Annotated in this window: 1 protein-coding gene; it reads left to right on the forward strand. The window is 40.7% G+C overall.

All coding sequences use genetic code 11. The annotated features are described in order from the left end of the window. A partial coding sequence (locus tag ACQY5W_RS13645) for a hypothetical protein (protein ID WP_428025513.1) occupies positions 1-252 on the forward strand: 252 nt, incomplete at its 5' end. Between the last annotated feature and the right edge of the window lie 262 nt (positions 253-514).

Raw genomic sequence — 514 nt, forward strand, 5'->3', positions numbered from 1 at the left:
AAGAGCATGTGGTCTTCAAGAAGAGCCATCGATTCAGGAGCGGTGCGTGCGTGGGCGCGCACTGAGCGCAGCAGACATGTCGATCGAGGCCATTTAGCCATACCTGCTGATGAGTTTTTACAACTTCTTCATTCATGGCCACTGCAGAATAGACATGATGTTTTCTACTGTAACCATATGGGCGGACCTCCCTTTATTCAAGAGTGCCCAGAATTTGTGAAATATACAAAGTACAGTTATGTTTATGTGTAGTTGCAAAGGGGTCAGTGATAAGTTCACCACTAAGGTTCAAATCTTGTTGGCTACACCGGATTACCCCTATTTTAATAGGTGGGGGAATCTGAATTTCCTCAAAAAAATTGTTTATGTGTAGTTGACATATATATATATATATATATATATATATGAAGCAATTAGGTGACTGAATCAAAATGTCAGGATCCATCGATGATCCCATGATTGTATTACCCACAACTTGGACCGGACATATACGTACTTTATTTCTGGGAACAGA

Source organism: Arcobacter sp., assembly GCF_050300555.1.
In the GTDB taxonomy this organism is placed as follows: Bacteria; Campylobacterota; Campylobacteria; order Campylobacterales; family Arcobacteraceae; genus Arcobacter.